At 69.5% G+C, this 26114-nt stretch carries 21 protein-coding genes; 9 read left to right on the forward strand and 12 right to left on the reverse strand.

The window, feature by feature from the left end; all coding sequences use genetic code 11:
- Position 1 precedes the first annotated feature (1 nt).
- Positions 2–1375: an FAD-dependent oxidoreductase gene (locus ACZ6RC_RS15040; RefSeq protein ID WP_469582681.1), complete on the reverse strand. Its 1374-nt coding sequence runs from the start codon at positions 1373–1375 to the stop codon at positions 2–4.
- A 112-nt stretch (positions 1376–1487) separates the two neighbouring features.
- Here ACZ6RC_RS15040 and ACZ6RC_RS15045 point away from each other — a divergent pair, with 112 nt between their 5' ends.
- Positions 1488–1853, forward strand: coding sequence for an ArsR/SmtB family transcription factor (locus ACZ6RC_RS15045; protein WP_469582685.1), 366 nt, complete (start codon positions 1488–1490; stop codon positions 1851–1853).
- A gap of 99 nt (positions 1854–1952) precedes the next feature.
- Here the strand turns inward: ACZ6RC_RS15045 and ACZ6RC_RS15050 are convergent, their stop codons facing one another.
- The gene (locus ACZ6RC_RS15050) at positions 1953–2750 is read right to left on the reverse strand and encodes an aquaporin (protein WP_469582688.1); all 798 of its coding nucleotides are present in this window, start codon (positions 2748–2750) and stop codon (positions 1953–1955) included.
- Positions 2751–2805: 55 nt separating this feature from the next.
- Positions 2806–3120 carry an ArsR/SmtB family transcription factor gene (locus tag ACZ6RC_RS15055; RefSeq protein WP_453612231.1) on the reverse strand — a complete coding sequence of 105 codons (315 nt, stop codon included), beginning with the start codon at positions 3118–3120 and terminating at the stop codon, positions 2806–2808.
- A gap of 60 nt (positions 3121–3180) precedes the next feature.
- Between ACZ6RC_RS15055 and ACZ6RC_RS15060 the strand changes: the two genes are divergently transcribed.
- The gene (locus ACZ6RC_RS15060; protein WP_469582691.1) at positions 3181–3600 is read left to right on the forward strand and encodes an arsenate reductase ArsC; all 420 of its coding nucleotides are present in this window, start codon (positions 3181–3183) and stop codon (positions 3598–3600) included.
- A 139-nt stretch (positions 3601–3739) separates the two neighbouring features.
- Here ACZ6RC_RS15060 and ACZ6RC_RS15065 read toward each other — a convergent pair whose 3' ends face one another.
- The 3 genes from ACZ6RC_RS15065 to ACZ6RC_RS15075 form a co-directional block, all read right to left on the reverse strand.
- Positions 3740–5290 (reverse strand): ABC transporter substrate-binding protein, encoded by a 1551-nt coding sequence (locus ACZ6RC_RS15065; RefSeq protein ID WP_469582693.1) that lies wholly within the window; start codon positions 5288–5290, stop codon positions 3740–3742.
- Positions 5291–5524: 234 nt separating this feature from the next.
- Positions 5525–6724 carry a S8 family peptidase gene (locus ACZ6RC_RS15070; protein WP_469582696.1) on the reverse strand — a complete coding sequence of 400 codons (1200 nt, stop codon included), beginning with the start codon at positions 6722–6724 and terminating at the stop codon, positions 5525–5527.
- A 184-nt stretch (positions 6725–6908) separates the two neighbouring features.
- Positions 6909–8771, reverse strand: coding sequence for a S8 family peptidase (locus tag ACZ6RC_RS15075; protein ID WP_469582699.1), 1863 nt, complete (start codon positions 8769–8771; stop codon positions 6909–6911).
- Positions 8772–9095: 324 nt separating this feature from the next.
- Here ACZ6RC_RS15075 and ACZ6RC_RS15080 point away from each other — a divergent pair, with 324 nt between their 5' ends.
- The 5 genes from ACZ6RC_RS15080 (at position 9096) to ACZ6RC_RS15100 (ending at position 16722) form a co-directional block, all read left to right on the forward strand.
- Positions 9096–10070 (forward strand): helix-turn-helix transcriptional regulator, encoded by a 975-nt coding sequence (locus ACZ6RC_RS15080; RefSeq protein ID WP_469582702.1) that lies wholly within the window; start codon positions 9096–9098, stop codon positions 10068–10070.
- A gap of 400 nt (positions 10071–10470) precedes the next feature.
- Positions 10471–11709, forward strand: coding sequence for a molybdopterin-dependent oxidoreductase (locus ACZ6RC_RS15085; protein ID WP_469582707.1), 1239 nt, complete (start codon positions 10471–10473; stop codon positions 11707–11709).
- 41 nt (positions 11710–11750) lie between these two features.
- Positions 11751–12767, forward strand: a complete 1017-nt coding sequence (locus tag ACZ6RC_RS15090; protein ID WP_469582882.1) for a molybdopterin dinucleotide binding domain-containing protein — start codon at positions 11751–11753, stop codon at positions 12765–12767.
- 134 nt (positions 12768–12901) lie between these two features.
- The gene (locus ACZ6RC_RS15095) at positions 12902–13453 is read left to right on the forward strand and encodes an EF-hand domain-containing protein (protein ID WP_469582710.1); all 552 of its coding nucleotides are present in this window, start codon (positions 12902–12904) and stop codon (positions 13451–13453) included.
- Between the two features lie 275 nt (positions 13454–13728).
- Positions 13729–16722, forward strand: coding sequence for a low temperature requirement protein A (locus ACZ6RC_RS15100; RefSeq protein WP_469582713.1), 2994 nt, complete (start codon positions 13729–13731; stop codon positions 16720–16722).
- 90 nt (positions 16723–16812) lie between these two features.
- Here ACZ6RC_RS15100 and ACZ6RC_RS15105 read toward each other — a convergent pair whose 3' ends face one another.
- The 4 genes from ACZ6RC_RS15105 to ACZ6RC_RS15120 all read right to left on the reverse strand — a co-directional run bounded on the left by ACZ6RC_RS15105 (position 16813) and on the right by ACZ6RC_RS15120 (position 22148).
- Positions 16813–18669 (reverse strand): GMC family oxidoreductase, encoded by a 1857-nt coding sequence (locus ACZ6RC_RS15105; protein ID WP_469582716.1) that lies wholly within the window; start codon positions 18667–18669, stop codon positions 16813–16815.
- 14 nt (positions 18670–18683) lie between these two features.
- Complete coding sequence (locus ACZ6RC_RS15110) at positions 18684–20078, reverse strand: hypothetical protein (RefSeq protein WP_469582719.1); 1395 nt, start codon at positions 20076–20078, stop codon at positions 18684–18686.
- Positions 20075–20761, reverse strand: coding sequence for a FadR/GntR family transcriptional regulator (locus ACZ6RC_RS15115; protein WP_469582721.1), 687 nt, complete (start codon positions 20759–20761; stop codon positions 20075–20077). The genes ACZ6RC_RS15110 and ACZ6RC_RS15115 overlap by 4 nt, the downstream gene beginning before the upstream one ends.
- A 247-nt stretch (positions 20762–21008) precedes the next feature.
- Entirely contained in the window at positions 21009–22148 is a 1140-nt protein-coding gene (locus ACZ6RC_RS15120; RefSeq protein WP_391141576.1) for a PucR family transcriptional regulator, read from the reverse strand.
- An 86-nt stretch (positions 22149–22234) separates the two neighbouring features.
- On the opposite strand from ACZ6RC_RS15120, the gene ACZ6RC_RS15125 reads away from it, so the two are divergent.
- Both ACZ6RC_RS15125 and ACZ6RC_RS15130 read left to right on the forward strand, forming a co-directional pair.
- Positions 22235–23290 (forward strand): ferredoxin reductase, encoded by a 1056-nt coding sequence (locus tag ACZ6RC_RS15125; RefSeq protein ID WP_469582728.1) that lies wholly within the window; start codon positions 22235–22237, stop codon positions 23288–23290.
- Positions 23291–23297: 7 nt separating this feature from the next.
- Positions 23298–24416, forward strand: coding sequence for a fatty acid desaturase family protein (locus tag ACZ6RC_RS15130; protein ID WP_469582731.1), 1119 nt, complete (start codon positions 23298–23300; stop codon positions 24414–24416).
- A gap of 419 nt (positions 24417–24835) precedes the next feature.
- Here the strand turns inward: ACZ6RC_RS15130 and ACZ6RC_RS15135 are convergent, their stop codons facing one another.
- A complete protein-coding gene (locus ACZ6RC_RS15135) occupies positions 24836–25294 on the reverse strand; it encodes a MarR family winged helix-turn-helix transcriptional regulator (protein ID WP_469582734.1) in 459 nt (152 codons plus the stop codon).
- Between the two features lie 146 nt (positions 25295–25440).
- Positions 25441–26046 (reverse strand): maleylpyruvate isomerase family mycothiol-dependent enzyme, encoded by a 606-nt coding sequence (locus ACZ6RC_RS15140; RefSeq protein ID WP_469582737.1) that lies wholly within the window; start codon positions 26044–26046, stop codon positions 25441–25443.
- Between the last annotated feature and the right edge of the window lie 68 nt (positions 26047–26114).

The raw sequence follows: 26114 nt of genomic DNA on the forward strand, positions 1-26114 counted from the left end.
GTCAGGGAGCGGCGTCTGGTGCCGTGGATCGCACGGCGGAGGGGGTGAGGGTGGCCGGCATCGTCGCGCAGCAGCCGCCGCCGGGCGGTTCGGCGGCCTCCGGCTCGTCGAAGAGGCCCGCTCCTCCGCAGACGCCGGTCTCGGGGAGGGTCAGTTCGACGCGCTCGGCGGCCTCGTGGTCGCCGGCGAGGGCAGCGGCGACGGAGCGGACCTGTTCGTAACCGGTCATCGCGAGGAAGGTCGGGGCCCGGCCGTAGGACTTCATGCCGACGAGGTAGACGCCCTCGTCCGGGTGGGAGAGTTCGCGCACGCCGTGCGGCGGGACGGTGCCGCAGGAGTGCTGGTTCGGGTCGATCAGGGGGGCCAGCCCGGCCGGTGCCTGGAGTCGCTCGTCGAGGCCGAGGCGGAGTTCGTCGAGGAACGTGAGGTCGGGGCGGAAGCCGGTCAGGACGATGACCTCGTCGACCGGATCGAGGCGGCGGCCGTCCTCCCCCACCAGGGTCAGGCGACCGTCCCCGGCGCGTTCGACGGCCTCGGTGCGGAAGCCGGTGACGGCGTCGGCGTGTCCGGCGTCGACCGCGGCCTTCGCGGCGAGGCCGAGGGCGCCGCGGGCGGGAAGCCGGTCCGCTTCGCCGCCGCCGAACGTGGACCCGGCGAGGGAGCGGCGCAGGATCCAGGTGGTGTGGGTGCCCGCGCCGTCCTCCGCCTCGGCGAGGGCGGCGAGGTGGGCGAGTGCGGTGAAGGCGGAGGCGCCGGAGCCGATGACGGCGGTGCGCCGGCCCGCGTAGCGAGCCCGGACGGTCGGGTCCTTCAGGTCCGGGACGCGGTAGGTGATCCGGTCGGCGGCGGCCTTCTCACCGAGGGCGGGCAGCCCGCTGCCGCCGGCCGGGCCGGGGGTGGCCCAGGTGCCGGAGGCGTCGATGACGGCACGGGCCAGGGTGCGCCGCTCCCGCCCGTCGGTGGTCTCGTACTGCACGACGAAGGGCTGCGACGCGCGCTCGGCGTCGACGACGCGGTCGCGGCCGGTGCGGGAGACGCCGGTGACGCGGGCGCCGTAGCGGACCTGCTCGCCGAGGGCGTCGGCGAGGGGCTGGAGGTAGAGCTCGGCCCACTCCCCTCCGGAGGGGTAGGCGCCCGGCTCCGGCATGACCCAGCCGGTCGGGGCGAGGAGCTTCTCGGCGGTGGGGTCGACGACCTCGCCCCAGGAGGAGAACAGCCGTACGTGCGCCCACTCCCGGACCGCCGCGCCGGCAGCGGGACCGGCCTCCAGGACGAGGGGCTGCAGCCCGCGTGCGCGGAGGTGGGCGGCGGCCGCGAGACCGGTGGGACCGGCCCCGATGACGACGACGGGCAAGGGTGCGCTGGACGTGGCCACGACGGACTCCCGCTGATTCGACGAGTGTCGATGTAACGACCCTCCCAGAGTGGTCCCTGGATCGACATTCGTCAACATAGACATTCATCGAATTTATGCGGATGATGGAGCCATGTCCGCTACGAAGGCGCTTCCCCTGCTCGAGCCGGACGCCCCCGCGCCCTGCTGCCCGCCGTTGACCGAACGCCCCTTGACGGCCGAAGAGGCCGAGCGGAGCGCCGTGATGTTCAAGGCGCTGGGCGACCCGGTGCGCCTGCGCCTGTTCTCGCTGGTGGCCTCGCACGAGGGCGGCGAAGCCTGCGTGTGTGACATCTCGGACGTCGGCGTCTCCCAGCCGACCGTCTCCCACCACCTGAAGAAGCTCAAAGAGGCGGGGCTGCTGTCGTCCGAGCGTCGCGGCACCTGGGTCTACTACCGCGTCGAGCCGGCCGTACTGGCGGCCATGGGGCAGCTGTTGACCCGGCCGGGCAGCGTGTGAGCGCCTTTCCCAGGCACTGACGCACACCACGCGCCGGACACATGCGGCCCGGTGACATGCGGCCCGGTCACATGTGGCCTGGTCACATGTGTCCCGACCCTATGCGTCCTGTTCGTACACGTCCTGCTCGTACACGGCCTTGCCGCGCGCGAAGACGACGGACACCAGGGCCAGCCCCACCACGGCACCCACGAGCTGCATGCCGACGAAGGCCGGGACCGACGCCGGAGCGATGCCCGCGAACGTGTCCGTGAAGGCACGGCCGATGGTGACGGCCGGGTTGGCGAAGGAGGTCGACGACGTGAACCAGTACGCGGCGCCGATGTACGCGGCCACCGCGACGGGCGCGAAGCGCAGGCGGCCCGTCCTCGCCAGGCCGAAGATCAGCAGGATCAGCCCGGCCGTGGCGACGACCTCCCCGAGGAGGAGGTTCCCGGCCGAGCGGTCGTGGGTGGACCACTGCACCAGCGGCTCGCCGAACATCGCGTCCGCCAGAATGGCGCCCGCGATCGCACCGACGATCTGGGAGGACACGTACACCGCCGACTCGCGAGCGTCGACACCCGCGCCGCCACGACGGCGGGTCGTCCACCACTCGGCCAGGGTGACGGCCGGGTTGAAATGGGCGCCGGAGACCGGTCCGAGAAGCGCGATGAGAACGCCGAGGCCGAAGACGGTGGCGGTGGAGTTGGCCAGCAGCCGCAGCGCGACGTCGTCGGTGAGCCGGGTGGCCTGGATGCCGGAGCCGACCACGACCGCGACCAGGGCGGCGGTGCCGACGAACTCGGCGGCCGCCCGGGCCGGCAGCGGAGGGCGGGGCGGGGTCGCGCCGGGCACGGGCGCCGGCGACACCTCGCGGGCTATGGCGCCCTTCTCGGCGGGCTCGGTGGCGGTCACGTCAGGGTCTCCTCGGGCAGGTGGGGCACGACATGCGAGCAGCGAACAAGAAGGCTTACGGACACGACCGCTTGAGGCCCGCGTCAGCGGTGGCACGCGCGGCGCGGGCGAGGTCGGTGAAGTGCCCGGCGAGGGTCTCGACGACCTCCGGGCGCAGCCGGTAGTAGGTGTACCTGCCGCACGGCTCCGTATCGACGACGCCGGCCTCTCGCAGCACCTTCAGGTGATTGGAGAGGTTCGTCTGCCTCGCCCCCGTCTCCTCCACGAGATGGGTGGTGCAGAGCGTCTCCCGGGCGAGCAGAGTCACGATCCGGAGCCTGAGAGGGTCGGCCAGCACCCGGATCAGATCAGTGTCGACTGATGTCAGCATGGGCTGATACTGTCACATCCGTCGAGGCGTCGCCTGACCCACGATCCGCAAGGAAGAACGATGCCCTCCATCCCTGCCGCGTCCGTCCTCTTCGTCTGCGTCCACAACGCCGGCCGCTCCCAGATGGCCGCCGGGTTCCTGCGCCACCTCGCCGGAGACCGCGTCGAGGTCCGTTCCGCCGGCTCCCTGCCCGGCGACCGGATCAACCCCTCCGCGGTGGCCGCCATGGCCGAGCTGGGCATCGACATCTCCGCGCAGCGGCCCAAGGTGCTGACCCCCGAGGCCGTCCGGACCTCCGACTACGTCATCACCATGGGCTGCGGCGACGCCTGCCCGTACTTCCCCGGCAGGACGTACCTGGACTGGCGGCTGGACGACCCTGCCGGACAGGGCGTGGAGGCCGTCCGCCCCATCCGGGACGAGATCAAGGCACTCATCGAGGGCCTCATCGCCGAGATCGACGCCCGGCCGACTGTCTGACCCACACGGTCGAGGGGACGGCCGGGGATCACACCGGAGCGGACCCCGCCCTGGCCTACGGAGAAGCCCGGGAGAACCGCAGCGCGCTCGCACGGCCTGCGCAGCATCGGGCGGTCCTGGTGGTCTGCGCTCAGCGGCTTCAGAGCCGTCCCAGTTCCCACAGGCGCCAGATTCCGTTGCCCTCGGCCAAGTGGTGGCCCCCGGTGACGGTAGCGCGGGTTACCACGTAGTTCTTCTTCTGCCATAGGGGGATGAGGGGGACGTCCCGTGCGACGGTTCGCTGGATCGCCAGGAACTGCGGAATGGTCTCCCCGCGGTCGGCGTGCCGCTGTGTGTCCTGGATCGCCCTGTCGACCTCGGCCGAGGTGTATCCGTTGTGCAGCGTATTGCGTGTACCCACCAGCGGTTGCACGAAGGTGTCGGGGTCGAGGAAGTCGGGAGCCCACGCGGTGGTGAAGGCGTCGAACTCGCCGCGCTCGCAACGCTTTTGGTAGGTGTTCCAGTCGGCTTCTTCGACGAGCTCCACTTTGAACAGGTGATTCTTCTCCAATTGCCGTTTCAGTTCCTTCGCTTCCATGGCGGCGGGGCCGTTCTGATGGCCCAGGGTGATGGGTACCGGAAGGGCGATGCGGGCGGAACGGAGACGCTGTGCCGCGTACCGGGAATCCGCCTCGGGGTATTCGTCCAGGAACGCGGTGTCATGACCGGTGATGCCTTGGGGAACGAGGGAGTACAGCGGCGTCACCGTGTATGCGAACACCTCTGCGGCCAGTCTCCCGCGGTCCACGAGGGCGGCGACGGCTCGGCGGACGGCGAGCTTCGTCAAGGGGCTGCTCGGGGAGCGCAGGTTGATGGCGAGGTAGCGCGCGTGTGTGCCCTCCCCGATGGAGAGGCGGAGTTCCGGGTCGGCGGGATCGATCTCGGCAAGGGACGCGGACGGCAGTCCGCTGTAGGCGACGTCGATGGTCCTCGCCGTCCAGGCCGTCTCGACGTCTTGTGCCGTCGGGTAGAAACGCACGCGAATCGGTATGCCCTGCCGTTTCACCGCCCCCTTGTACGTCGGATTCGGTTCAAGGTCGACAGCCTTGCCCTCCGTATGGGCGGAGACCACATAGGGACCGGATCCGACCGTTTTCCCGTCCGTGCGCAGCCGATCAAGAGGGAACTCGGCCGGATCGACGATCGAACCGGCTCCTGTGGCGATCTTGTGGGGCCATGTGGCATCCGGCGCACTGAGGTGAAATGTCACGAGCGAGTCGCGGGCCTCGACCGAGCGCAGATTTCCGAACAGCGTGCGCGGCCCCAGGGGATGGCTGATGCGCAGGATGCGTTCGAAGGAATGCTTCACTGCCATGGCGGTGACCGGACGACCATGGGAGAAGACGAGGTCATCACGGAGCTCGCATCGATAGGTGGTGAGTGCGGAGTCGGTGAAACCGCACTCCTTGGCCGCATCAGCTCGGGGTACCGGCGACCCCGCATCGAAGGTGAGCAGGGCTTGGTAGATGTTGTTGTACACGGCAAGCGACCCGCTGTCGTATGTTCCCGCCGGGTCGAAACCTGACAAGCCACTGGCCGTCCCGATGACGATCGGCTCGGGTTCCGGTTCCATGGCCGCCAGCGCGTGGCACCCTCCGAGCAGCAGTAACGCCACAGCCGCCGCTGCGAGGCCCAGGCTCTTCGGCTTCATGAATGGAGGTCTCCTCGTGTCAGGCGCCCGAGCGGCCGCGGCCGCTCGGGGAGATCAGTGCCGGTGTGGCCGTGGTTGCCGGTCGGTGCCGCTGCCGGCTGCGGCGAGCCAGTGGGCGACCTTCGTTCGCACGGGAACCTCGTTCGGCGTATGGGGGGGAGCCCCAGGCCTGTCCGGCCGGCGGGCTGAGAAGTGGGGGGTCCGGCCGGACAGGCTGTCGTAGGGGCCAGGCCGTCAGTGGCCGATGAAGCCGGTGTAGAGAAGGTTGTCGGGTGATCCGGCTCCGATGCCGGTCAGCTTGCCCTTGGTGGCGTTGTTCTTGAGGGCGGACTGCACCTGGGCGGGTGTGGCCGTCCGGTTGGCCGAGAGGTAGAGCGCGGCGGCGCCCGCCACGTGCGGGGCGGCCATCGACGTACCGGACATCGTCGCGGAGGCGGTGTTGCTCGTGATGCCGGCCGAGACGATGGCATCGCCAGGCGCGAAGAGGTCGATGCAGGGGCCGATGTTGGAGCGGATCCACCTGCTGTCGTTGCGGGCGCTCGCACCGACGGTGATGGCCTCGGGCACCTTCGCGGGCGTGACGTAGCAGGCGTCGGAGCCGTAGTCGTTGCCGGCCGCGACGACGTTGACGATGCCGGAGGCCACGGAGTTCTTCACGGCCGTCGCCACGGCCTGGCTGGGGTACTCCAAGCTCAAGTTGGCCACCGCGGGCTTCACGGCATTGCGCGCGACCCAGTCGATGCCGGCGGCGATATTCGTCGAACTCAGGTTGCCGGCGCAGTCGGCGACCTTGACCCCGACCAGCCTGACCCCCTTGGCCACACCATAGGACGCGCCGCCGAGGGTGCCGGCGACATGGGTGCCGTGCCCGTGACAGTCGGTGTTGTTGCTGTCGATGGTGTTCGTGCCCCAGGACGCGCGTCCACCGAAGTCGTTGTGCGAGGTGCGGATGCCGGAGTCGATGACGTACGCGGTGACGCCCGCCGCGGTGTTGGGTGCCGTGTAAGCGCCGTTGAGCGGCAGAACCCTCTGGTCGACACGGTCCAGGCCCCAGGAGGAAACCGCCTGCAGGGAGCCCTTGGCGTCCTGCTCGACGTAGGCGACCGCCGGGTCGGCGGCGAGCCGCTTGGCCCGCTTCTCGGTCATCCTGACGGAGAAGCCCTTGAGCGCGGAGGTGTAGGTGTGCCCGACCTTGCCGCCGTAGCGCAGGGTCAGGTCGGCCTTGCTCTGCTCCACACCCTTCGCCGTCGCGCTACCGTCCTTGAGGACGACGAGGTAACTGTCCTTGACGGCGTTGCGCGCGCCGGCTCCCAGAATGCTTCCTTCGGCGGCGGCAGCCGTCCCCGGCACGGCCACCAGTGCGGTGGCGGCCAGACCGGCGGCGAGCGCCGTCCCGAGTATCTTCCGTGCGGGCAGTGCGGTTCTCCGGTGCATCGATGCTCCTTGTTCGGGCATGCCGGTCGCTGTGGCCGGGGGTAGCCACACTGGGTGGGAGGGCATGGGAAGCTCCGCCGCGCAACGCGCGGTCCTGTAGTTCCTGTCACGGGGGGACCTGAGGCCTGCCGATGCCCTCCTCGGCATCGGCAGGCCCCTGGTTCGGGCAGGAGGGGTGGAGCTGTCAGAAGGTGAGGCTCCAGGAGTCGATGTAGCCGGTGTCACCGCTGTAGACGTCCGTCACCCGCAGCTTCCAGGTGCCGCCGGCGGCCGCGCCGGAGCCGTTGACGGTGAAGGTGGTGATGACGTCGGCCGCGCTGTCGCCGGAGCTGGGGGTCTTGAGCTGAGTGGTGCCGCCGTTCGGGGCGACGAGCTCGATGCGCAGGTCACCGCGGTAGGTGTGCTTGATGTCGACGGCCACTTTGAGAGCTGTCGGCGCGTTGCCGCTGATGCCCGTCACCGCGAGGGAGGAGGTGATCGGGGTGTTGGTGTCAGGGATGTTCACGTTGGCCGCGTTGGTGAACACCGTGCCGGCGGGCTGCGAGCCGGTCCCGCCGGACGCGCCGAGCGTCCGGGCCGCGTCGGCGAGTCCGGCGCCGCAGCCTCCGGAGCAGGTGCCGGGCAGTGTGCGGGCGTTGGCCTTGATCGCGGACTCGATCTGGGCGGGCGTCATGGACGGGCTCGCCTGGTTCATCAGCGCGGCGAGGCCCGCGATGTGCGGGGCGGCCATGCTGGTGCCCTGGTATGCCGCGTACGTCTCGTTGCCGGTGTTGCGAAGGCCGGCGTTCACCGTGGACCAGATGCCGGTCGCGGAACCGAGGGCGGTCTCTCCGCCGGGGGCGGTGACGTCGACGATGTTGCCGTAGTTGGAGTAGGCGGCGCGGTTGCCCTCACGGTCGGAGGCGGCGACGGTGATGACGTTGTTGCAGTTGGCCGGTTGGAAGCCGGTTGCGTTCATGTTGCTGTTGCCGGCCGCCACGACGACGGTCGTGCCACGGCCCACCGCGCCGTTGATGGCGTTCTGGGTGCCGGGGTTGCAGACACCGGCACCGCCGAGGCTCATGTTGATGACGTCGGCCGGGTGCGGGTTGGCGGGCACACCCTGCACCGGACCGCCGGACGCCCAGGTGATGGCGTCGATGATGTCGGCGTCCGTGCCGCCGCACCACCCGAGTACGCGGACGGGCTGGACGGTCGCGTCGTGTGCGATGCCGGCGACACCCTTGCCGTTGCCGGTGGTGGCGGCGATGGTGCCGGCCACGTGGGTGCCGTGCCAGGAGTTGTTCCTGTCGCTGTCGGGGACCGGCCGGCCGAGCTCGTCGACGCCGCAGTCGCCCCTGTTCATCCAGTCGCCGTTGTCAGCGGCGTTGTTGTCGCGGCCGTCGCCGTCGCGGGACATCCGTGTGTCCGTGATGAAGTCGTACCCGGTGATCACGTTGGCGGTGAGATCGGAGTGGGCGACGTAGCCGGTGTCGATGACGGCGACCTTGACGCCTTCACCGGTCGCCTTGTCCCAGGCGCCGGGGACGTTCATGCCGGCCGCGGCCTCGAACAGGTCCCACTGGCGGTCGTAGTAGGTGTCGTTCGGCGCGGCGGCCGTGGCGTACACACGGCGATCCGGGACGGCGTACGCAACGTCGGGGTCGGCACGGAAGGCGGCCATGACGTCGGCCGCGTCCTTCTGGCCGAGTTCGGCGCCGAGGTCGACCAGCGCGGCTCCGGTGCCCAGGCGGCGCTCGAAGCCGAGGGACTCACCGGCCTTCTTGCCCTTGGCCTCGGCGTCCCTGGCCGCCGCGTCGTCGGACCTGGCCTCCGTGGCCCCGGACGTGTAGCCGACGATGAGGCGCTCGACGGGCCCGTCGGTCACCGGCGCCGCGGCGCCCGTCTGCGACGCTCCCGATGCGGGAAGGGGCGCACCGGCTCCGGGGACGCTTCCCTCGACGGCGCCCGCCGTCCCCGGCACGATCGCCAGCACTGTGGCGGCCAGTCCGGCGGCGAGCGCCGTCCCGAATATCTTGCGTGCAGGCACTGCAGGTCTGTGGCGCATCGATGCTCCTTGTCCAGGCATGCCGTCCCCGTGGCCGGGGTCGGCCACCGTGGGGTGGGACGGCATGGGAAGCTCCGCCGCACGACGCTGAAGGGGTGAACAGCGGCGGCGGAACTGGGACCAGGATTGGGGCGCCCGCAACCGCCTGTAAATCGCTGTGCACTTCCGGTTCCGGACAATGTCCTGTTCAGCAGGGAGGGGAGGGATGAAACGCAACAGAGGCCGCATTCGCCGCGAAACATGTCCTTTCTCCGCGCTGCCAGGAGACCTTGACGTCCAATCGGAGCGCGACCTACAGTCCCCACCACCCCAACGACCCCACCGTTGGCATGGGAGGTAGACGTGTTCTCGCTGGAGCCCGTCGGTCTCGGGCAGCTCGAGAACGACGCCTACCTCGCCCTGCTCGACCTGAAGCGGGCCACGACAGAAGGGCTCGCGGAGAGCACCGGCTGTTCCCCGGCCGAACTGCGCCCCGCTGTCCGCCGCCTCCTCGACCACGGGCTGGTCCAGCAGATCGGCTTCACTCCCCCGCTGTACGCCCTCATCGCCCCCGACGAGGCCCTGCCCGCGCTGATCAGCCGCCGACGCGGCGATCTGGCCCAGATGCAGATGCAGGTCGAGGAACTGGCCGACCGGCTGCGTGCCCGGCCGCACCGGGGAACTCAGGTCGTCGAGTTGCTGGAGGGCGAGGACGCCGTACTGGCCGCGGTGTCCCGGCTCCAGCTGGAGGCGCGCGAGGAGATCGTCGCCATCGACGCCCCGCCGTACATCGGCGGGCAGAGCAACCCGAACGACCTCGAACTGCGCCGGCTCGAGGACGGCGTCGCGTACCGTTTCGTCTACGCCCGTGAAGCCCTGGCGTCGCCCGAGCACATGGCGGCCATGCACCGCTGCATCGACGCCGGCGAACAGGCGAGAATACTTCCCGACGTCACCCTGAAGATGTTCATCGTCGACCGGACCACCGCGATGCTGCCCGTCTCCTACACCGATCAGGACCCCAGCATCCGGCTGCTGGTGCACGAGTCGGCCCTCGTCGACGCCCTCGTCTGCTGCTTCGAGAGCCTCTGGGCACGCGCCACTCCCATCGGCGCGACCGCGGCGCCGCGTGGCCCGTCCGAGAGGGACCGGGAGCTGCTGTCACTGATGGCCTCCGGCATGAAGGACCGCACCATCGCCCGCACGCTCGGCGTGACCGAGCGGACGGTGGGACGCCGGCTCACCGAGCTGATGGCCGAACTGGGCGTCGAGACACGTTTCCAGGCCGGCGTCCAGGCGGCTCACAGAGGCTGGCTCTGACCCGTTCGGCGGGCGGACACCGGGTCCGGCGGCGGGGACGGGGCCGGAGGGGGATCCTGCGCAACCCACCGTCGGCTAGCCCAGAACACCCGGGTCCGCTTCACCTGAGGCAGCCTGGCCGTCCCGTGAGGAGCCCGCTGGCCGGATCCGACCGGAGGGCGCCGAGAATCTCGCTCAAGGGGACTTCGCTGCGGCGTTGACAGAGCCGAGTCGATGCAGCCCGGACTTCTGTGCGGCCGTTGGCAGTCGCGGGCACCGGCGGGGTTGGGCAACGGGCCGTAGGGGAAGTGTCTGTCCCGCGGACCGTCGACTGAAGTGGAGTGCCCCCGTGGCATGAGCAACCGCTGCCCGAGAGCAGGGAAGCCTCCAGGGGTGGTGTGGGTGCATGGTGGAACGGCGCATGTCGGTTGCGACGCACTGGGGCAGTTTCGTCGCGGTGGTCGATTCCGGTCGGCTGGTGCGCATCGAGCCGAGGGGCGATGACCCCGCGCCGTCGCCTATCGGCCCCGGGATGGTGACAGCCGCCGACGACGGCGCTCGCGTGTTGCGCCCCGCGGTGCGCAAAGGCTGGTTGAACGGTCTGCCGCGCGCCCGCGACACGGCCAGAGGCACGGACGCCTTCGTGGAGGTGAGCTGGGACGACGCGATCACGCTGGTGAGCGATGAACTGCGGCGAGTGCGGTCGCAGCATGGGGACAGCGCGGTGTTCGGCGGATCGTACGGCTGGGCGAGTGCGGGGGCGTTTCACCACGCGCAGGGGCAGCTCCACCGGTTCCTCGCGTTGGGCGGGGGCTACACCGACTCGCGCAACACGTACAGCACCGCGGCGTTGGAGGTCATCCTTCCCCATGTGATCGGCGGGGCTCCGTGGAGTTACCAGTCCCGGATGCCGATGTGGGACGAGATCGCCGAGAACTGTGAGCTGGTGGTGGCGTTTGGCGGGTTGGCCCTCAAGAACAGCCAGATCAACCCTGGCGGGCTGGCCCGGCACCAGACGCAGGACCTGCAGCGGAAGTGCCGTGAGGCCGGGGTGCGGTTCGTCAACGTCAGCCCCATCCGCAGCGACACCGCCGGCTTCCTCGACGCCGAGTGGCTGCCCGTCACCCCCAACACCGACACCGCCGCGATGCTCGGCATCGCTCACACGATGCTGGTCAACGGCTGGCACGACGAGGACTTCCTGCGCCGCTGCTGTGTCGGCTTCGACCGCTTCGCCTCCTACCTGACCGGCGAACTCGACGGTGTCCCCAAGGACACTGCCTGGGCCGCCGGCATCACCGGCATCAGCCGCGACACGATCACCGACCTCGCCCGTCGCCTCACCACGCAACGTTCTCTCGTCATGGTCAACTACGCGGTGCAGCGGGCGGACCACGGCGAACAACCCATCTGGATGTCCGTCGTGCTGGCAGCCATGGCGGGCTCCATGGGCCGCCCCGGCTGCGGCTGGGGCGCGGGCTACGCGACGATGGACGCGACCGGCGTCGCCCCGGGCCGCCCCTCCGTGGCGTCGATCCCCGCGGTTTCCAATCCCGTGCCGGACTTCATCCCGGTCGCGAGGATCGCCGACACCCTGCTCATCCGGGCACGACCATCGACTACGACGGCCGACGCCTCACGCTGCCCGAGCTGCGCCTGATCTACTGGTGCGGAGGCAACCCGTTCCACCACCATCAAGACCTGCACCGGCTGACCCGGGCCTGGCAGACGCCTGACACGGTGGTGGTGCACGAAGCCTGGTGGAACACCACGGCCAAGTTCGCCGACATCGTCCTCCCCGTCGCGACCACCTTGGAACGCGACGACTTCGCCGCCGGGTTCTCCGACCCCCACCTCGTCGCCATGCCGAAAGTCCGCGAGCCGGAGGGCGAGTCACGCACCGACCACCACATCTTCGCCGCCCTGGCCGCCCGGCTCGGATACGAGAAGGAGTTCACGCAGGATCGCTCCGAGCTCGAATGGGTCCGACACCTCTACGAGCAGACGAAGGCCGGCCTCGGCGACGATGCCGCCTTACCGGGCTTCGAGGACTTCTGGCGAAGCTCCACCGCTGAGCTGCCGGCGTTGAGCGGACCGTTTCCCGGCAGCTTCGAGGCACTGCGCTCGGATCCGCAGCAGTTCCCTCTGTCGACGCCGTCGGGCCGGATCGAGATCTTCTCCCAGGAGATCGACTCGTTCGGCTACGACGACTGCGCCGGACACCCGGCCTGGTTCGAACCCGTGGAGTGGCTCGGTGCCGAGGCGTCGGAACGGTTTCCGCTGCATCTGATCTCGAACCAGCCCGCCTCACGCCTGCACAGCCAGTACGACAACGGCGGTCACAGCCTCCAGTCGAAGATCCGCGGCCGCGAGCCCGTGACGCTCAATCCGTTGGACGCTGCGTCGCGCGGCATCGAGAACGGCATGATCGTGCGCGTCCACAACGACCGGGGCAGGTGCCTGGCGGGCGCGGTCCTGTCGGACGACGTCATGCCAGGCGTCGTACAACTGTCCACCGGAGCGTGGTGGGATCCGGTCCAGCCCGGCCTGAGCGGAACCTTGGACCGCCACGGCAATCCGAACGTCCTCACAGCGGACCGGCCATGTTCGCGCCTGTCCCAGGGACCGAGTGCGCACAGTGCGCTGGTTGACGTCGAGCCTTACGGCGGTCCCCTCCCCGAGGTGCTCGCCTTCACGCCACCACCCCTCGAACATTGACACGAGAGCTTCCTGCCGACGGGCCATGTTTCCGCGTCCGCCATCGTCAAGCGCGTGGAGGCTGGTCCTGGCAGGGAGCGGCTCTCCACTCACCCGTTTGCGGCTATGTAACGGGTTGACTACGGTGCGTGGCTGTGACTGCACTTCAAGACCTCAAGTACGGCCAGTGGTTCCGGGGCGCCGATGTCGACGGTGACGGGCTCATCACCCAGAATGACGTCCGCATGATGAGCGAGCGCTACATCGCCGCCCGCGGCACCGCGCCCGACTCCACGACCGCCCGCCGGCTCACCGACGGGATGGAGACGTTCTGGACGCACGTGATCGCCCCGATGGACCAGGACGGTGACGGGAAGGTCGACCTGCGGGAGATGACCGAAGGCTTCAAGCGCGCCATGACCGACCCCGCCCAGTTCCCGGAACAGATCGAGCCGGTCACCGACTGCTTCTTCGACCTCGTCGACCTCAACGGCGACGGCAAGATCGAGCAAGTGGAATTCCAGCTGATGTTCGACGCGATCTCCGGCGTTCCCGGCGAGGACTGCGCCGCGGTCTTCGCCGCCCTGGACCGGGACGGCTCCGGTGCGCTGGACCGCACCGAATTCCACCAGGCGGTCTCGGAGTTCTTCTACGGCAACGACCCGGACGCCCCTGCCAACCACCTGTTCGGCAGGATCACCGGCTGACGACCCCGCAAGCGGCCCGGTACCGCACGCCCACGCCACTGCCGGCGAGGGCCTGCGGCGCAGGGCCCGGCATGGTCCCCACCCGCCGAGCGGCCGCCACCGCATCCCCAGTGAAAAGACCCTGCGCCAGACAACGACTGCGGCACCGCGGAATTCGGCACCGGCGTCGGCCATTCAGGCAAGCCCGTACGGGGCCGCGTGATGCCGTTAACCGCTGACGTGACTCGACGTGGAGAAGGCGGATGAGGGGAGCCATGCGAATCAGGTTCACTCGGATGACGCGGCGTGATGCGCGCGACAAGTCCGATCCAGTCGAATTGCTCGTCGATATCACGTACGTCTTGGCCCTGTCGATGGGCTCCAGCCTCATGCAGATGGCTCCGGGATCGTCGGGTGTGATTCAGTCGATCTCCGTGTTGCTTACGGTGGTTGCCCTCTGGCAGTACAGCGTCACCGTTGTGACGATCATTTCGGTCAAGGGCCGGCTGTGCAAGCTGCTGATGATCGCGCAGACCGGGCTGTTCCTCGGGCTCGCGGTCTCGTTGCCGGAAGCATTCACCGACCGACCAGGCGGTGTGAACGGGCCGGTCGTCTTCGCGGTGATGATCACCCTGAACGTCATCTGCGGCTTGGTGCAGTGGGCCCTGGTCGCGGCCGGCTATCCGTCGCTGTACCGCAACGTCCTGGTGGTACAGCTCGGGTACGTCCTGATGGCGGTAGCGGCCTGGTGTTCCGTTTCCGCACACGGTGCAGCCAAGCCTGGGTGGGTTTTCCTGGGGCTTTTGGCGTTCTATGGTTCGGCATCGTTTACCAACATGCCGATCTATCACTGGTTTGGAGTCGGCCAGACCACGGAGTGGCATCAGTTCGGCCTCAGAGCGTTCGGTGAGCGGTATGCCGCGTCTTATACGGTGGCCTGCTGCCTGAGCCTGGAGCTGTTGGAGCAGGCCGGGCAGCTGACGAGGATCTCTCCAGGATTGGTGATGCTGGTCGTTGCGGCGCTGCTGATCGCCTATATGCTTTACCAGCTGTACGCTCCGATGATCGATCCCGCCTACCGGCGGCTGGACCCCAGTCACGGCGGTGTGACCGTCGGTCAGGCGCAAGCCCAGATCTTCAGTTACTTTCTCAGCCACAGCCTGATGTGCGGCGGCTTGGCCGTGACCGCCGGCGCTTTGCAGGCCATGTTCGGAGCCCTCGCCGATGCTTCCGGTGAGCTCGGACCGCCGATCGCCATGACTCACCTGGTGGAGCTGTACGGCGGTGTCGCCTCGTGCCTGGTCGGGCAGGCGCTCTTCTCATCCACCACATGCTGGAAGCTGGACGGGTCGCGATTCCTGGCACCTGTAGCACTGCTGGCGCTGATCCCGCTGCTGGTCGGGCGCCCCCTCCTCGTGGCGATCCTCGTCCTGCTCGGCTTCTGCGCCGGTCTGCTGTGCCTGGAACGCCGACGCGCCTCGGCTGCTCGCCTTCAGCGCCAGCACGCCGGGCTCGCGCGCCTGGCCGCCATGGCCCGAACTCTCGTGCCGAGGGTGGCGACCGTGCCAACGGAACCTTCCAGGCGCCGGCGGTGGCGGCGTGTTCGACCGATGATCAAGTTCACCAGCCGGGCACATGAACTCTCCGGCTTTGAGCTCATGTTCGATGTGATGGCGGCATTCGCGTTCTCGCAGACCGATGTCCTGGTCCTCTGGGACCAGACTCCCGAGGGGGCGCTGCGCGGATTGCTGGTCCTGGTCGCCTTGTGGGGGTGCTGGATGACCTTCGTGTGGGCGGCCAACACTGCGGACGCCGATGTCGGAACCATTCGGACCCTGCATGTCACCGCTCTTGCCGGGCTGGTGTTCATCGGCATGACGATGCCACGGGCGTTCATCGAGCCGGGCCTCAACGACCGGGTGCTGGTGTTCCTGGCCGCCTACCTGCTGACCCGGTTCGCCTCGGCCGCCGCCTTGTGGGTGATCAGAGGACGCACGGCCGGGTACCGGCCGCTGTTGGTCGTGGCCGCCTCGCTGGCCACCGCGGCGCTGATCGGCGCCTCCACCCAGGTATCCCAACAAACCCGCATCGGATTCTGGCTGGCCGGACTGGCCTGCGAAGCACTGGCGGCGACCGCCTTCACCCGGCGCTGGTGGGTATCGGCGCCGGGGCACCTGGCCGAACGCTTCGCCTTCATCGTGATCATCGGTCTGGACATGTCATTGGCCGGGATGGCCCTGCAGATGCGGGACGAACCGATGGGGACCGAGCAGCTGCTGATGATCGGGCTCGCGCTGACGCTCTGCACGGTGATGTGGTGGCTGTACTTCGACCTGCTGAGCCGCTATGCGGAACATCGCCTGACCGGCTCGGAATACCATGGCCGGCAACGTCAAGCCCACAACCGGCTGGCCTACGGCCTCTACAACCTGATGCACCTCGCCGTACTGACCGGAATGGTCTCCGTCGGGTTGGGCATGCGCGCGATCGCCCACGGCCTTACCCAACCCCATACGGAATCCTTCGGAGCGCCGCTGACGCCACTCCTGGCCATCGCACTCGGTGCCGGACTGGCTGTGTACACGCTGGCGATCACCGTCATGTGGGCCTTGTTGGGACGCAGACCGCATGCCGTCGGCCTGATGGGGGCGGCAGCCGCTCTCGCCGCGATCCCGGCACTGAGCGGCCTGCCGGCCGTCGCCGCGGTGACCGTCCTGACGGGGATCGCGCTCGTTCTGCTGACCGTAGAGGCTCTAGGCCGCCGCACACGCACCGAGCGCCAGGACCTGGCCCGAGCCCTGACACCAATCGAGCCGCCCAGCAGCACCGATGAACCGACGCCCGCGAATCGGCCCGCCATCCCGCACCCCAGGCCGCCCCGATCACTGGACACCGGATTCGATCTCCTCGACGTCGACGGCGACGGGACGATCACCTGGCGGGATTTCACGGTTCTGCTTCACCGTCTCGCCACTGACCCGGCGACCGCCGACGCCAGCCTGCAATATCGCGCCGAAATGGCCTACCGGGCACTGTGGAACGCCATGTGCGATGCCATGGATCTGGACAACGATCGCGTCATCACACGTGAGGAGTACACAACCTATCTCGCCGCTATGGCTCAAGACCCCGACCGGACGGGCCCGGCCGGCATGGTCGAGCAGAATGACCCCCAGCAGGATGATCAGCCGAACCCGCTGAGCCTCGGCGACCGAACCCATCCGACCCTCCATCAACTCATCGAAGCCGAAATCGCCTTCATCGGCCGTCTGTGCAGGACGGGAAGTTAAACGGACAACGCAACAGTGGGAACGCCTCGCTCGTGGACGACCTTGGGACTGGGAGGCCCGCAAGTTGATCCCCTGTCCCCACCGCATGCGCTACCCCGCTTCGCGGGCCGCCCTCTCGCCCCCCGCCTCCTGGACCCACCGCTCGGTCACGGCCAGTGCGGCCGCCATGATGCTGAGCTGGGGGTTCACCTCCGGGCAGCTCGGCAGAACGGATCCGTCGGCGATCAGCATCCCGCGGACCCCGCGCAGTCGGCCGGCGCCGTCGGCGGGGAAACGGTCCGGGTCCGCGCCCGCCGCGACGGTGCCGGTGGGGTGGAAGGCCGACAGGTGGAGCCCGCGTACCGTCCCTCCCGCCAGCGCCTCGTCGAGGGCGGCGAGGTTCCGTACGCGTGGCGCGGACGCGATCCCCGTCAAGACCTCCTCGGCGCCGGCGGCGAACAGGACCTGCCCCATGGCCCGGACGGCGGCCATCAGGCGTCCCGCGTCCCGGGGATGGACGTCGTAGCGAATCAGGGTGCGGTCGCGGCCCAGGACTCTTCCGGAAGGACGGTCCGCGATCATGGCTCCCAGCGTGGCGAGCCGCCCGGCGTCCTCCAGTTCGCCCCTCAGTTGTCGGCCCACGCCCGGAAGGACGAAGCTGCTCATACCCGGCGGGGTCGCGGTGGCCTCGATCAGGACACCACTGCTGTGCAGTTCCTCGACTCCGACACTCTGCAGCACCCCCTGCCACGCGGTCACCTGTCGCGGAAACCTGCCCGCGACACTGGTCGCCGGATGGACGCTGAGGTTGGCGCCGGTTCCCGGGTGGGAGCCCAGCCCCGATCGCCGCAGCAGTGGTGGGCTCTGCAGCGTTCCGGCTGCCACCACCACGAGAGGGCTGAGGATTTCCAGTTCGCTGCCGTCGGCCCGGCGCACCACCACACCGGCGGCCGCACAGCCGCCCGGGCGGTCCTGGTCCACGAGAATCCGTCGTACGCGGGCACTGGTCACGATCGGTGCGCCCGCCGCGCACGCGTCAGGGAGCACGGAGAGCTGCACGCTCTGCTTGGCGCCGGTCGGACAGCCCACGACGCACTGGCAGGAGCCCTTGCACCCCGGCGCGTTGCGGCGTAGTGGAGCGGCCTTCCAGCCGAGCTCCCGCGCACCGGCCAACGCGAGCATGCCGTTGTTGCCGAGTACGTCAAGGGGCTGGGTCGCGACGCGGAGGGTGCGCTCGACCTCGTCGAGGTGCTCGGCGAAACCTTCCGCGAGAGAGCAGCCATACCGGCGCTGCCATCGCTGGACCACGTGGGCGGGAGTGCGGTAGCACGTACCGGAGTTCACCACCGTGGTTCCTCCGACGGCTCGGCCGGTGGGGAGCAGGAGGGGCTGACGGCCGAAGGCGGCGGTGGCTCCGCCGTCGCGGTAGAGAGCGCCGAACCGGTCGAGTGGTGTGCGTCGTCCGAACGAGGCGGTGGTGTGGTGCTCCCCCTCCTCCACGATGATCGTCCGCAGGCCGGCTCGGGCCAGCGTGCGCGCGGCGACGGCGCCGCCCGCCCCGGAACCGATGACGACCGCGTCCGCCGTCGTCCGCGTGGGCCACTCGGTGGCCGGTACGCAGTCCAGCGGTGGATCGCCGGCTGCGTCGAGCGGCCCCGGATCCGCTGCGGGCCACAGCATTCGTTCGGTGCCCGCGGCCAGCAGGACGGGCACCTTGAGGAGGTCGAGCAGGGCCGCGACGGCCGGCCGGCCGGTCAGGGCGCGCATCACCTCCTCACGGCTGCCGGCATCCAGCGCGCCGAGACTGCGACCGGTACGGGCGAAGGCGTACGCCTCGACCGCCGCGGCCCCCACGTGCAGGCCGGCCCGCGCCGGCCCGGGCATCGCCGCCAGGAGGGTGTGCAGGCGGTGCGGCACCTTGTCCGCCCATCCCGAGTCACGCTCGTCGGTCCCCAGCAAGGCTGCCACGAGTCCGGAGGCGATCACCGGCCACCCACCTCGGCATGTGCTGTTCCGGTCAGGACCCATGTCCGCTCGTTGCGCCACCTGCCCCACCAGCGTTCGACGGTGATCTCCGCGTCGGCGTGTTCGCTGTTGCGGCACACGTTCGTACTGCCGTCCGGGTCCTGGTACTCGAGGGTCAGGGTCCGGTCCGGGGGTTGTGTGACCCGCACCCGGATGCGTCGCGTTCCGGACCTCCCGCGCACGGTCCACTCCGGTGTTCCGATGTCGGCGCGGAACCTGCCGACGCCGACCCAGCCGAACGCCGACCGCTCGGCACGCCGGGGCCAGGTCCGAGAGCCCTGGCGCAGCCGTAGGAACACCAGGGGCGGCAGCCGGCGCAGGACGGGCCGGGTGGACACCGCGGCAATGATCTCCAGCACCCCGCCGCCTTCGAGTTCGGCATGCAGCCAGGCCCAGCGGCGTGCGTTCCCGCGACCATAGATCCGGGCGGTCGCGCCGGGAGCACCGGCGAGTTGGACGGTGCCGCCGGGATAGGTGACGGTCCCCTCGTACGTGGAGCGCGCGGCCGGCAGCATGTGGGCCGCCGGGAGCACCTGCCGTCGCCACGACCACTGCGGAAAGGTGAACATCGCGCCGTCCACGGCACGTTCGCGTATCTCCCAGGCGAAGTCCCCCACCTGGCCGGCCAGTCGGCCTCCTCGTGCGACCACATCACGAGAGGTGAAACCGTCGGTGCTGCCCTGCCATGGCTCCGGTCCGAACCTGGCGTGTGACACGGGGCCTGCGGCCGGAAAGGCGGCTATCCAGCCGTGGACGTAGGCCGCGGAGCCGTCGGCAGGTGAGACGAGTTCGTGGTGCAGCCACAGCCCTGTACCGGTCGCGGGGTCGCTGACGGACGTGTACCAGACCTCGGTGCGGCCCGGCTCGCCGGCCCAGCGCGGGGCGTGCGGGTGGGCGGGAGCCCCGGCCCTCGGGAAGCGGACGCTCCGCAGGAAGGGGAGCAGCCCCGTGGCGAGCGGGAAGCGCAGGGTCCCGACGCCGGCCCGTGAACCGTCGTCCTCGTAGAGGGTGAAGGGCATGACGGTCATGGAACGCAGCGGCCGCAGTGCGGTGAGGGACTTCCAGCCGTCCAGGGAGAGCTTCCGGCCCGCGGCGGTGGTGAACTCGAGCTGGTAGCGGATGCGGCGGCGAGCGAGCGGGGATATCTCCAGCTCGCCCTCAGCGCCCTTGTCGTCTGCCCATCCCTGGACCCTCACCCGCCCGGACAGGGAGGCCCGGGTGGTGGTGGCCGGCCGTACCAGGGTGTCGGCCGTGACGGCCAGGTCCAGTCGCACCGGCCGGTCACGGTCCTCCCCGTCCAGTCGGACGGTACCGAGCAGCGTCTCGGTGAACGAGGTGCCGCGCGCCGTCATGCGAGGTCTTCCAGCATGATCCGTGCGGTGGCGGTGAGATACGCGTCGGCGGCCGCCCGCGCACCTTCGCGGTCCCCGGCAAGGACAGCCCCTACCAGGGGGGCCAGCCGATCGTGCGCCGCGGCCGGATCGGTGAAGGCGCCGGCCAAGGCCGATCGGACGGGCAGGTACGCGTTGAACAGCGTGTTGGTGAGCAGGACGTACACCCGGTTGCCGGTGGCTCGGGCCAGTGCTCGGTGCACCTCGGCGTCGGCGAGCTGCACGGCGTCCACATCCGCGGCCACCCGCACGGCATCGAGCAGATCGGCCAACGTGTCGCGGTCGCGCCGCGTGGCTCGGTCCGCGGCACGCTCGGCGATGAGCGTGCCGACTCCGCGCCGCACTTCGAAGACTTCCTCGATCCAGTCGGAGCTGTGACGTACGAGCATGGGCAGCAGATCCGCCCCGCCGAACCGGGCGTAGTCACGGACACGGGTCCCGACCCCGTGCCGGGTCTCCAGCAGTCCCGCCTGCAAGAGGCGGCCGAAAGCGTGCTTGAGGCTCGTGCGGGTGACTCCGTACCCGTCGGCGAGTTCCCGCTCAGGAGGCAGATAGCCGCCGACGGGGTGCTTCCCCGTGAGGATGTCCTCCCGGAGACGGCTCTCCAGGAGGTCGACGATGGTCTCGCGGGGCAGTGTGTTCATGGGCCTTCCCTGATGCGATCCGTCAGTGGCTGAGTGGATGAGTGGCTCAGCCACATCACCACGCAGGACAGGCGCATGTCAATGAATCCGTACGCTGCGGTGGCGACGCCTCGTGTCATCGTGGCGCGTCGGCACCCGCTTCCGTAGCGGACGAGCGGCTGGAGTACCAGGCGCGGACGAGCCAGATAGTGCCGGAAGGTGCCACCGCCCTGCTCGCGTACGCGGTCGTGGACGGTCGAAGAACGCGTCAGTCGGCCCGAAGGCCGACCGCGAGCGTCAGTTCGAGGACCCGGTGCGGCGACCCGAGATCCGGAAACAGCTCCCGCAGTTGCGACATCCGGTACCGGACGGTCTGGGGATGGACGAACAACGCCGCCGCCATGTCGTTCCGCCTGCCCTGGTGCAGCAGCCACGCCCGCAACGTCTCCTCAAGCCGCCGCGCGGCCGCGGCAGACAAGGTCCGCAACGGTGCGAGGGCTCGGGCACGCAAGTCTGCGAACGCGTCCGGATCGGCGCTCAGTACCAGCTCGGGCAGGTGGTCCTCGGTGTCGCGAATATCGCAGGAGAGGGAACGGGCGCGTACGGCGCGTGCGTGCGAGGCGGACGCACGCGTCCAAGGCCGGGCCGGGCCGACCACGGCGGTGCGGTCAGGCAGCTGTCTCAGGAGATGTGCTCGGTCGGCATCGGGGACGAGCAGCACGCCGGAGCCGTCCGGCAGATCGTCGAGGACGAGGGTGCCCGGGTCGAGCGCGCGGTAGGCCGGCCGGGCCTGGGCGGCGGGCAGCAGGACCGCCGTCAGCGAAACCGGCGGCTGCCACGCGGCCCGCCCGGCAGCGGCGAGGAGCACGTCCGGGCTCGCGCCGGAGAGGAGGTCGCGGGCCAGTTGTTCCAGGTGGCGCTCGTGGGCCCGGCCCCGGGCGGCCAGTTCGTCGGCGTGGCCCGCGGCGCTCGCGGCGGAGAGCTCGTCGATGTAGGCGAAGGTCAGCTCGGCGAACTTGGCGACCTCGGCGGCGGGCAGCCCTGCGGGTACGGCACCTGCGGCCAGGCCTCGCCAGGCCACGCGGGCGCCGACCCGGTAGGCGCTGAGCAGGGCGTCCATCGAACGGCCGTCGCGGACCTCGCCGCGGCCCAGCTCGTAGGCCGCGTCGCCGGCGTCGCCGCCCGTGGCCTTCCCGCTCGCGAGGTCCAGATACAGGCCCAGCGCGGTGCGGACGGCTCGGCGGATGGTGACGCCCATGCGGCCCGAAAGGGCGTTGGCGTAGGGCGGGACCTCGTCGATGATCGCCTGGACGACCTCGTCGGCGGTGGTCCTCAGCGCGGCCCGAAGCGCGGTGACCGTCGTCTCATCCAGGACCAGTTCGCTGGCCCTCCGGACTGCGTAGCTCACGTTCTTGTTCCCTGCGAACAATCCACCCGATCAAATTCACATCTTACGGACAGGACTTTACCCCCTGAGCACACCAAGCTGGGGTCATGACGAGTGCAGCCCTCCGCAGTAGGGCGTGGAAGATGCTGGAGATGGTCACGACGCCGCTACTGCCGTCGGACTACCTCGACCTGGTCAGCCCGCTGCGTGCGGGTGCCGACCTGCGCGGGCGCATCGAGGCCGTGCACCCCGAGACGGGTGACGCCGCGACCATCGTGATCAGGCCGGGACGGGGTTGGCGCGGCCACACAGCCGGTCAGTACGTGCGGGTCGGGGTCGATGTCGACGGGGTGCGCCTGTGGCGTGCCTACTCGGTCACCTCGCCGACGGACCGCCAGGACGGCCGGATCACGATCACCGTGAAGGCGATCCCCGACGGCAAGGTCAGCAACCACCTGGTCCGCAGGGCGCAACCGGGCACGCTGATCCAGCTGGACCAGGCGACCGGCGACTTCGTGCTGCCGGAGGCCAAGCCCGCCAAGGTGCTCTACCTGACGGCCGGCAGCGGCATCACGCCGGTGATGGGCATGCTGCGCAGCGTCGAGCTCGACGACGTCGTCATGGTCCACTCCGCGCCACGGCCGCACGACGTGATCTTCCGCAGTGCTCTGCACGACCTGGTCGCGGACCGGAAGCTGCGGCTCACCGAGCTGCACACCGACACGGACGGCGTGCTCGACATCGCCCGTCTCGGCGAACTCGTGCCCGACTGGGCCGAGCGCGAGACCTGGGCTTGCGGGCCCGCGGGCCTGCTCGACGCCGCCGAAGATCACTGGCGCGAGCACGGCGTCCAGGAGCGCCTGCACACCGAACGCTTCCGCCCCGGCCTCGTCGTCGCCGGCGACGGTGGCGAGGTCACGTTCAGCACCACCGGCAGGACCGTCGACGCGGACGGCGCCACGCCGCTGCTGGACGTCGGCGAGGAGGCCGGCGTGCTCATGCCGTCGGGGTGCCGCATGGGCATCTGCTTCGGCTGCGTCACGCCGCTCAAGGCGGGCGCCGTACGCGACTTGCGCACCGGTGAGATCACCGAGGCCGAGCCGGGCGTCCTCATCCAGACCTGCGTGTCCGCCGCTGCGGGCCCCTGTGACATCGAACGGTAGGAGCACATTGACCGCCATCGACCCCACCGCCCACCTGACCGCGGAGCAGATCGAGGAACTCGGCCGCGAGCTGGACGCGATCCGCGAGGAGGTGATCGCCGGCCGGGGCGAGAAGGACGCCGCCTACATCCGCAAGGTCATCGCGGCGCAGCGCAAGCTCGAGCTGGCCAGCAGGGGCGTGCTGCTGTTCTCGATCTTCCCGCCCGCGTGGCTGATCGGCACCGCCGGTCTGTCCGTGGCGAAGATCATGGACAACATGGAGATCGGCCACAACATCCTGCACGGCCAGTGGGACTGGATGCGGGACCCGAAGATCCACTCCACCACCTGGGACTGGGACCACGTCTCGCCGGCCGAGCAGTGGAAGCACTCGCACAATGAGCTGCACCACACGTACACCAACGTGATCGGCAAGGACAACGACCTCGGCTACGGCATCATGCGCGTGGACGAAGACCAGAAGTGGCACCCGTTCCACCTCGGCCAGCCGCTGTGGAACTTCATCAACGCCTGCTTCTTCGAGTACGGCATCGCCGCCTACGACCTGGAACTCGGCAAGAACCTGCCCAAGCACCGCCGCAAGAACCCGGAGTTCCGCGCGCGGGCCAGGGCCGTGGGCCGCAAGATCCGCAAGCAGGTGCTCAAGGACTACGTGATCCACCCGCTGCTGTCGGGCCCGTCGTTCCTCCCGACGCTCGCCGCCACGTTCACCGCGAACCTGGCCCGCAACATCTGGACCCACTCGGTGATCATGTGCGGGCACTTCCCCGAGGGCGTGCAGGTCTTCGAGCGCCGGTCGATCAACGGCGAGACGCGCGGCCAGTGGTACCTGCGCCAGATGATGGGCTCGGCGAACATCAGCGGCAGCAAGGCCATGCATTTCATGACCGGCAACCTGTCGCACCAGATCGAACACCACCTGTTCCCCGACCTGCCGAGCAACCGGTACGCCGAGGTCGCGGTGAAGGTGCGCGCCCTGTTCGAGAAGTACGAGCTGGAGTACGTCACCGGCCCGCTGCCCAAGCAGGTGTTCTCCGCGTGGCACAAGGTCTTCCGGCTCTCGCTGCCGAACAAAAGGCCCCGGGTCAAGACGCCGGACCGCGAACAGGAACTCGTCGCGGCCTGATTCCGGTTGGTTCAGACCTTTCGACCGTGGAGAAGGCCCCAGGTCAGGCGGCCTTCTTCACCGGCTCCAGGATCGCCACGCACTCCACGTGATGCGCCATAACGAACATGTGGGGCCCAAGCAGGTTTAGGGAATCCGCAGGTCACCGGCTCGCGAGGCACAAAAGGGACTCAAGTCCGAGTGCATTACGTGCACTATGGGCGCTGCGGGCGAACCCCTGACGCACCAACTGTGTGCCGACGGGTCTCCGCAGACAGCGACTTGGACGGCACCCTCCTGATTGCGCCACCGGCAACGCGGCCGCCGACTCGGGCACCGCGATCGTCTCCCTGCCGGGCATGGCGAACGTCGTCGTCACCGTTGAGACGCTCAAGGGCAGGACTTACTCCGGCATGCTCGGCGGCCCTCATCGGCGCAGGTCATCGCGCCGGGGTCACGTCTCCACCCGCGTTGCACATCATGCGTTGCAGTACCTTCAGGGTGATCAGGTACTCCTCGTCCGGGATACCCGTGTGCACCTGTGTCCGGCTGGCGCGCTGAGTCTCGGCGGCGCGCCGGTGCAGCATCCTGCCATCGTCGGTGATCTGGAGTCGGCCGGTCCTGTCCAGCACGAGCAGCTTCCGCTCCACCAGAAGGTCGATGTCGGGAGCAAGGCCGGCGCCCACGTCCAGGTTGCTCTGCTGGGCACTGATCACCTCGTCCCGCGTGGCCCCGGTCTCGCTGTGCAGTACCTGATGCAGCACCCACCACTGAGGCTGTGTGATTCCGATGGCCGCCAGCCGCCCCCTGACGTACGCCGTAAGCGTCTTGTTCGCGGCCCACGTCCAGTACCCGATCGGCTGGTTCACCAGCTCTTCGTCGTCGTGCGAGTACTCCATCACGCCACCTTCCCTCTGCCAGTTCGCCCACCGCGCCGTCCGAGCGGCCACGCCACGTGGACAGCCGGACGCCACCTCGGCTCACCTTGGTCATCAGCAACTGTCGATCTCGACTGCGGTTCAGCTCTCGTGGGACCGCTTCGGCGTCAGTCGTCTGCGCGCACCGCTGGGAGCGTGCGCCCGTAGGCAAGCAGCAGGAGCTCCTGAGCGGGGCGCGCCACCTGGGTGCCCGTGCCGTACGACCACTCCAGGTCGGTGGCCCGCAGTTCGACATCGTCGAGGTTTGCCCGAAAGAAGCGGAGCGTGCTCGGTTTGACGGTCTTCAGCACGATACGCAAGCGGTCCCTGGGGAGTTGTCGCCCGATCCCGAGCGCGACGGTGATGTCCAGTCCGTGAATGACGTCGTGCCCGAGTGCCGCAGCCGGGCCGCCCACCGGCGGCCTCCAGGGGTGATGGGCATTGTCCCGCAGTGCTGCGGCGAGGTCATGGGGTGTGAGGACAGCGGCGTCGCGGCGCGCGACGCGGTCGGTCATCCGGTGCAGGTTGCCTCCCGACCGAGCCAGCTCCAGCACCGTCCTGCCGAACGAGTACCTGAATCCCATGCTCATGTGTGCGGCGACCTCTCGCACCCGCCACCCGCTGCACAAGGTCGGCGCATTCCACTGGTGATCGGTCAGTCCGTCCAGCACATCCGCCAGATCACGCCGCTCGGCCGCGATCTCGGCACGGACGTCCACCGCTGCACTCTTCATGATCACCAGCATTTCGCGCGCTGGGCCAGAAGTCCAAGAGACAGTCGTGCTCGCAACTAGCATCTCTG

Source organism: Streptomyces sp. NPDC048353 (genome assembly GCF_055587165.1).

What these genes read in the sequence shown, in the direction of transcription:
- ACZ6RC_RS15115 (WP_469582721.1), bottom strand. Translation starts at nt 20,761, where the DNA reads ATGAACACACTGCCCCGCGAGACCATCGTCGACCTCCTGGAGAGCCGT.
- ACZ6RC_RS15065 (WP_469582693.1), bottom strand. Translation starts at nt 5,290, where the DNA reads ATGAAGCCGAAGAGCCTGGGCCTCGCAGCGGCGGCTGTGGCGTTACTG.
- ACZ6RC_RS15085 (WP_469582707.1), top strand. Translation starts at nt 10,471, where the DNA reads ATGTCGGTTGCGACGCACTGGGGCAGTTTCGTCGCGGTGGTCGATTCC.
- ACZ6RC_RS15075 (WP_469582699.1), bottom strand. Translation starts at nt 8,771, where the DNA reads ATGCGCCACAGACCTGCAGTGCCTGCACGCAAGATATTCGGGACGGCG.
- ACZ6RC_RS15100 (WP_469582713.1), top strand. Translation starts at nt 13,729, where the DNA reads ATGACGCGGCGTGATGCGCGCGACAAGTCCGATCCAGTCGAATTGCTC.
- ACZ6RC_RS15140 (WP_469582737.1), bottom strand. Translation starts at nt 26,046, where the DNA reads ATGAAGAGTGCAGCGGTGGACGTCCGTGCCGAGATCGCGGCCGAGCGG.
- ACZ6RC_RS15060 (WP_469582691.1), top strand. Translation starts at nt 3,181, where the DNA reads ATGCCCTCCATCCCTGCCGCGTCCGTCCTCTTCGTCTGCGTCCACAAC.
- ACZ6RC_RS15125 (WP_469582728.1), top strand. Translation starts at nt 22,235, where the DNA reads ATGACGAGTGCAGCCCTCCGCAGTAGGGCGTGGAAGATGCTGGAGATG.
- ACZ6RC_RS15110 (WP_469582719.1), bottom strand. Translation starts at nt 20,078, where the DNA reads ATGACGGCGCGCGGCACCTCGTTCACCGAGACGCTGCTCGGTACCGTC.
- ACZ6RC_RS15135 (WP_469582734.1), bottom strand. Translation starts at nt 25,294, where the DNA reads ATGGAGTACTCGCACGACGACGAAGAGCTGGTGAACCAGCCGATCGGG.
- ACZ6RC_RS15070 (WP_469582696.1), bottom strand. Translation starts at nt 6,724, where the DNA reads ATGCACCGGAGAACCGCACTGCCCGCACGGAAGATACTCGGGACGGCG.
- ACZ6RC_RS15055 (WP_453612231.1), bottom strand. Translation starts at nt 3,120, where the DNA reads ATGCTGACATCAGTCGACACTGATCTGATCCGGGTGCTGGCCGACCCT.
- ACZ6RC_RS15045 (WP_469582685.1), top strand. Translation starts at nt 1,488, where the DNA reads ATGTCCGCTACGAAGGCGCTTCCCCTGCTCGAGCCGGACGCCCCCGCG.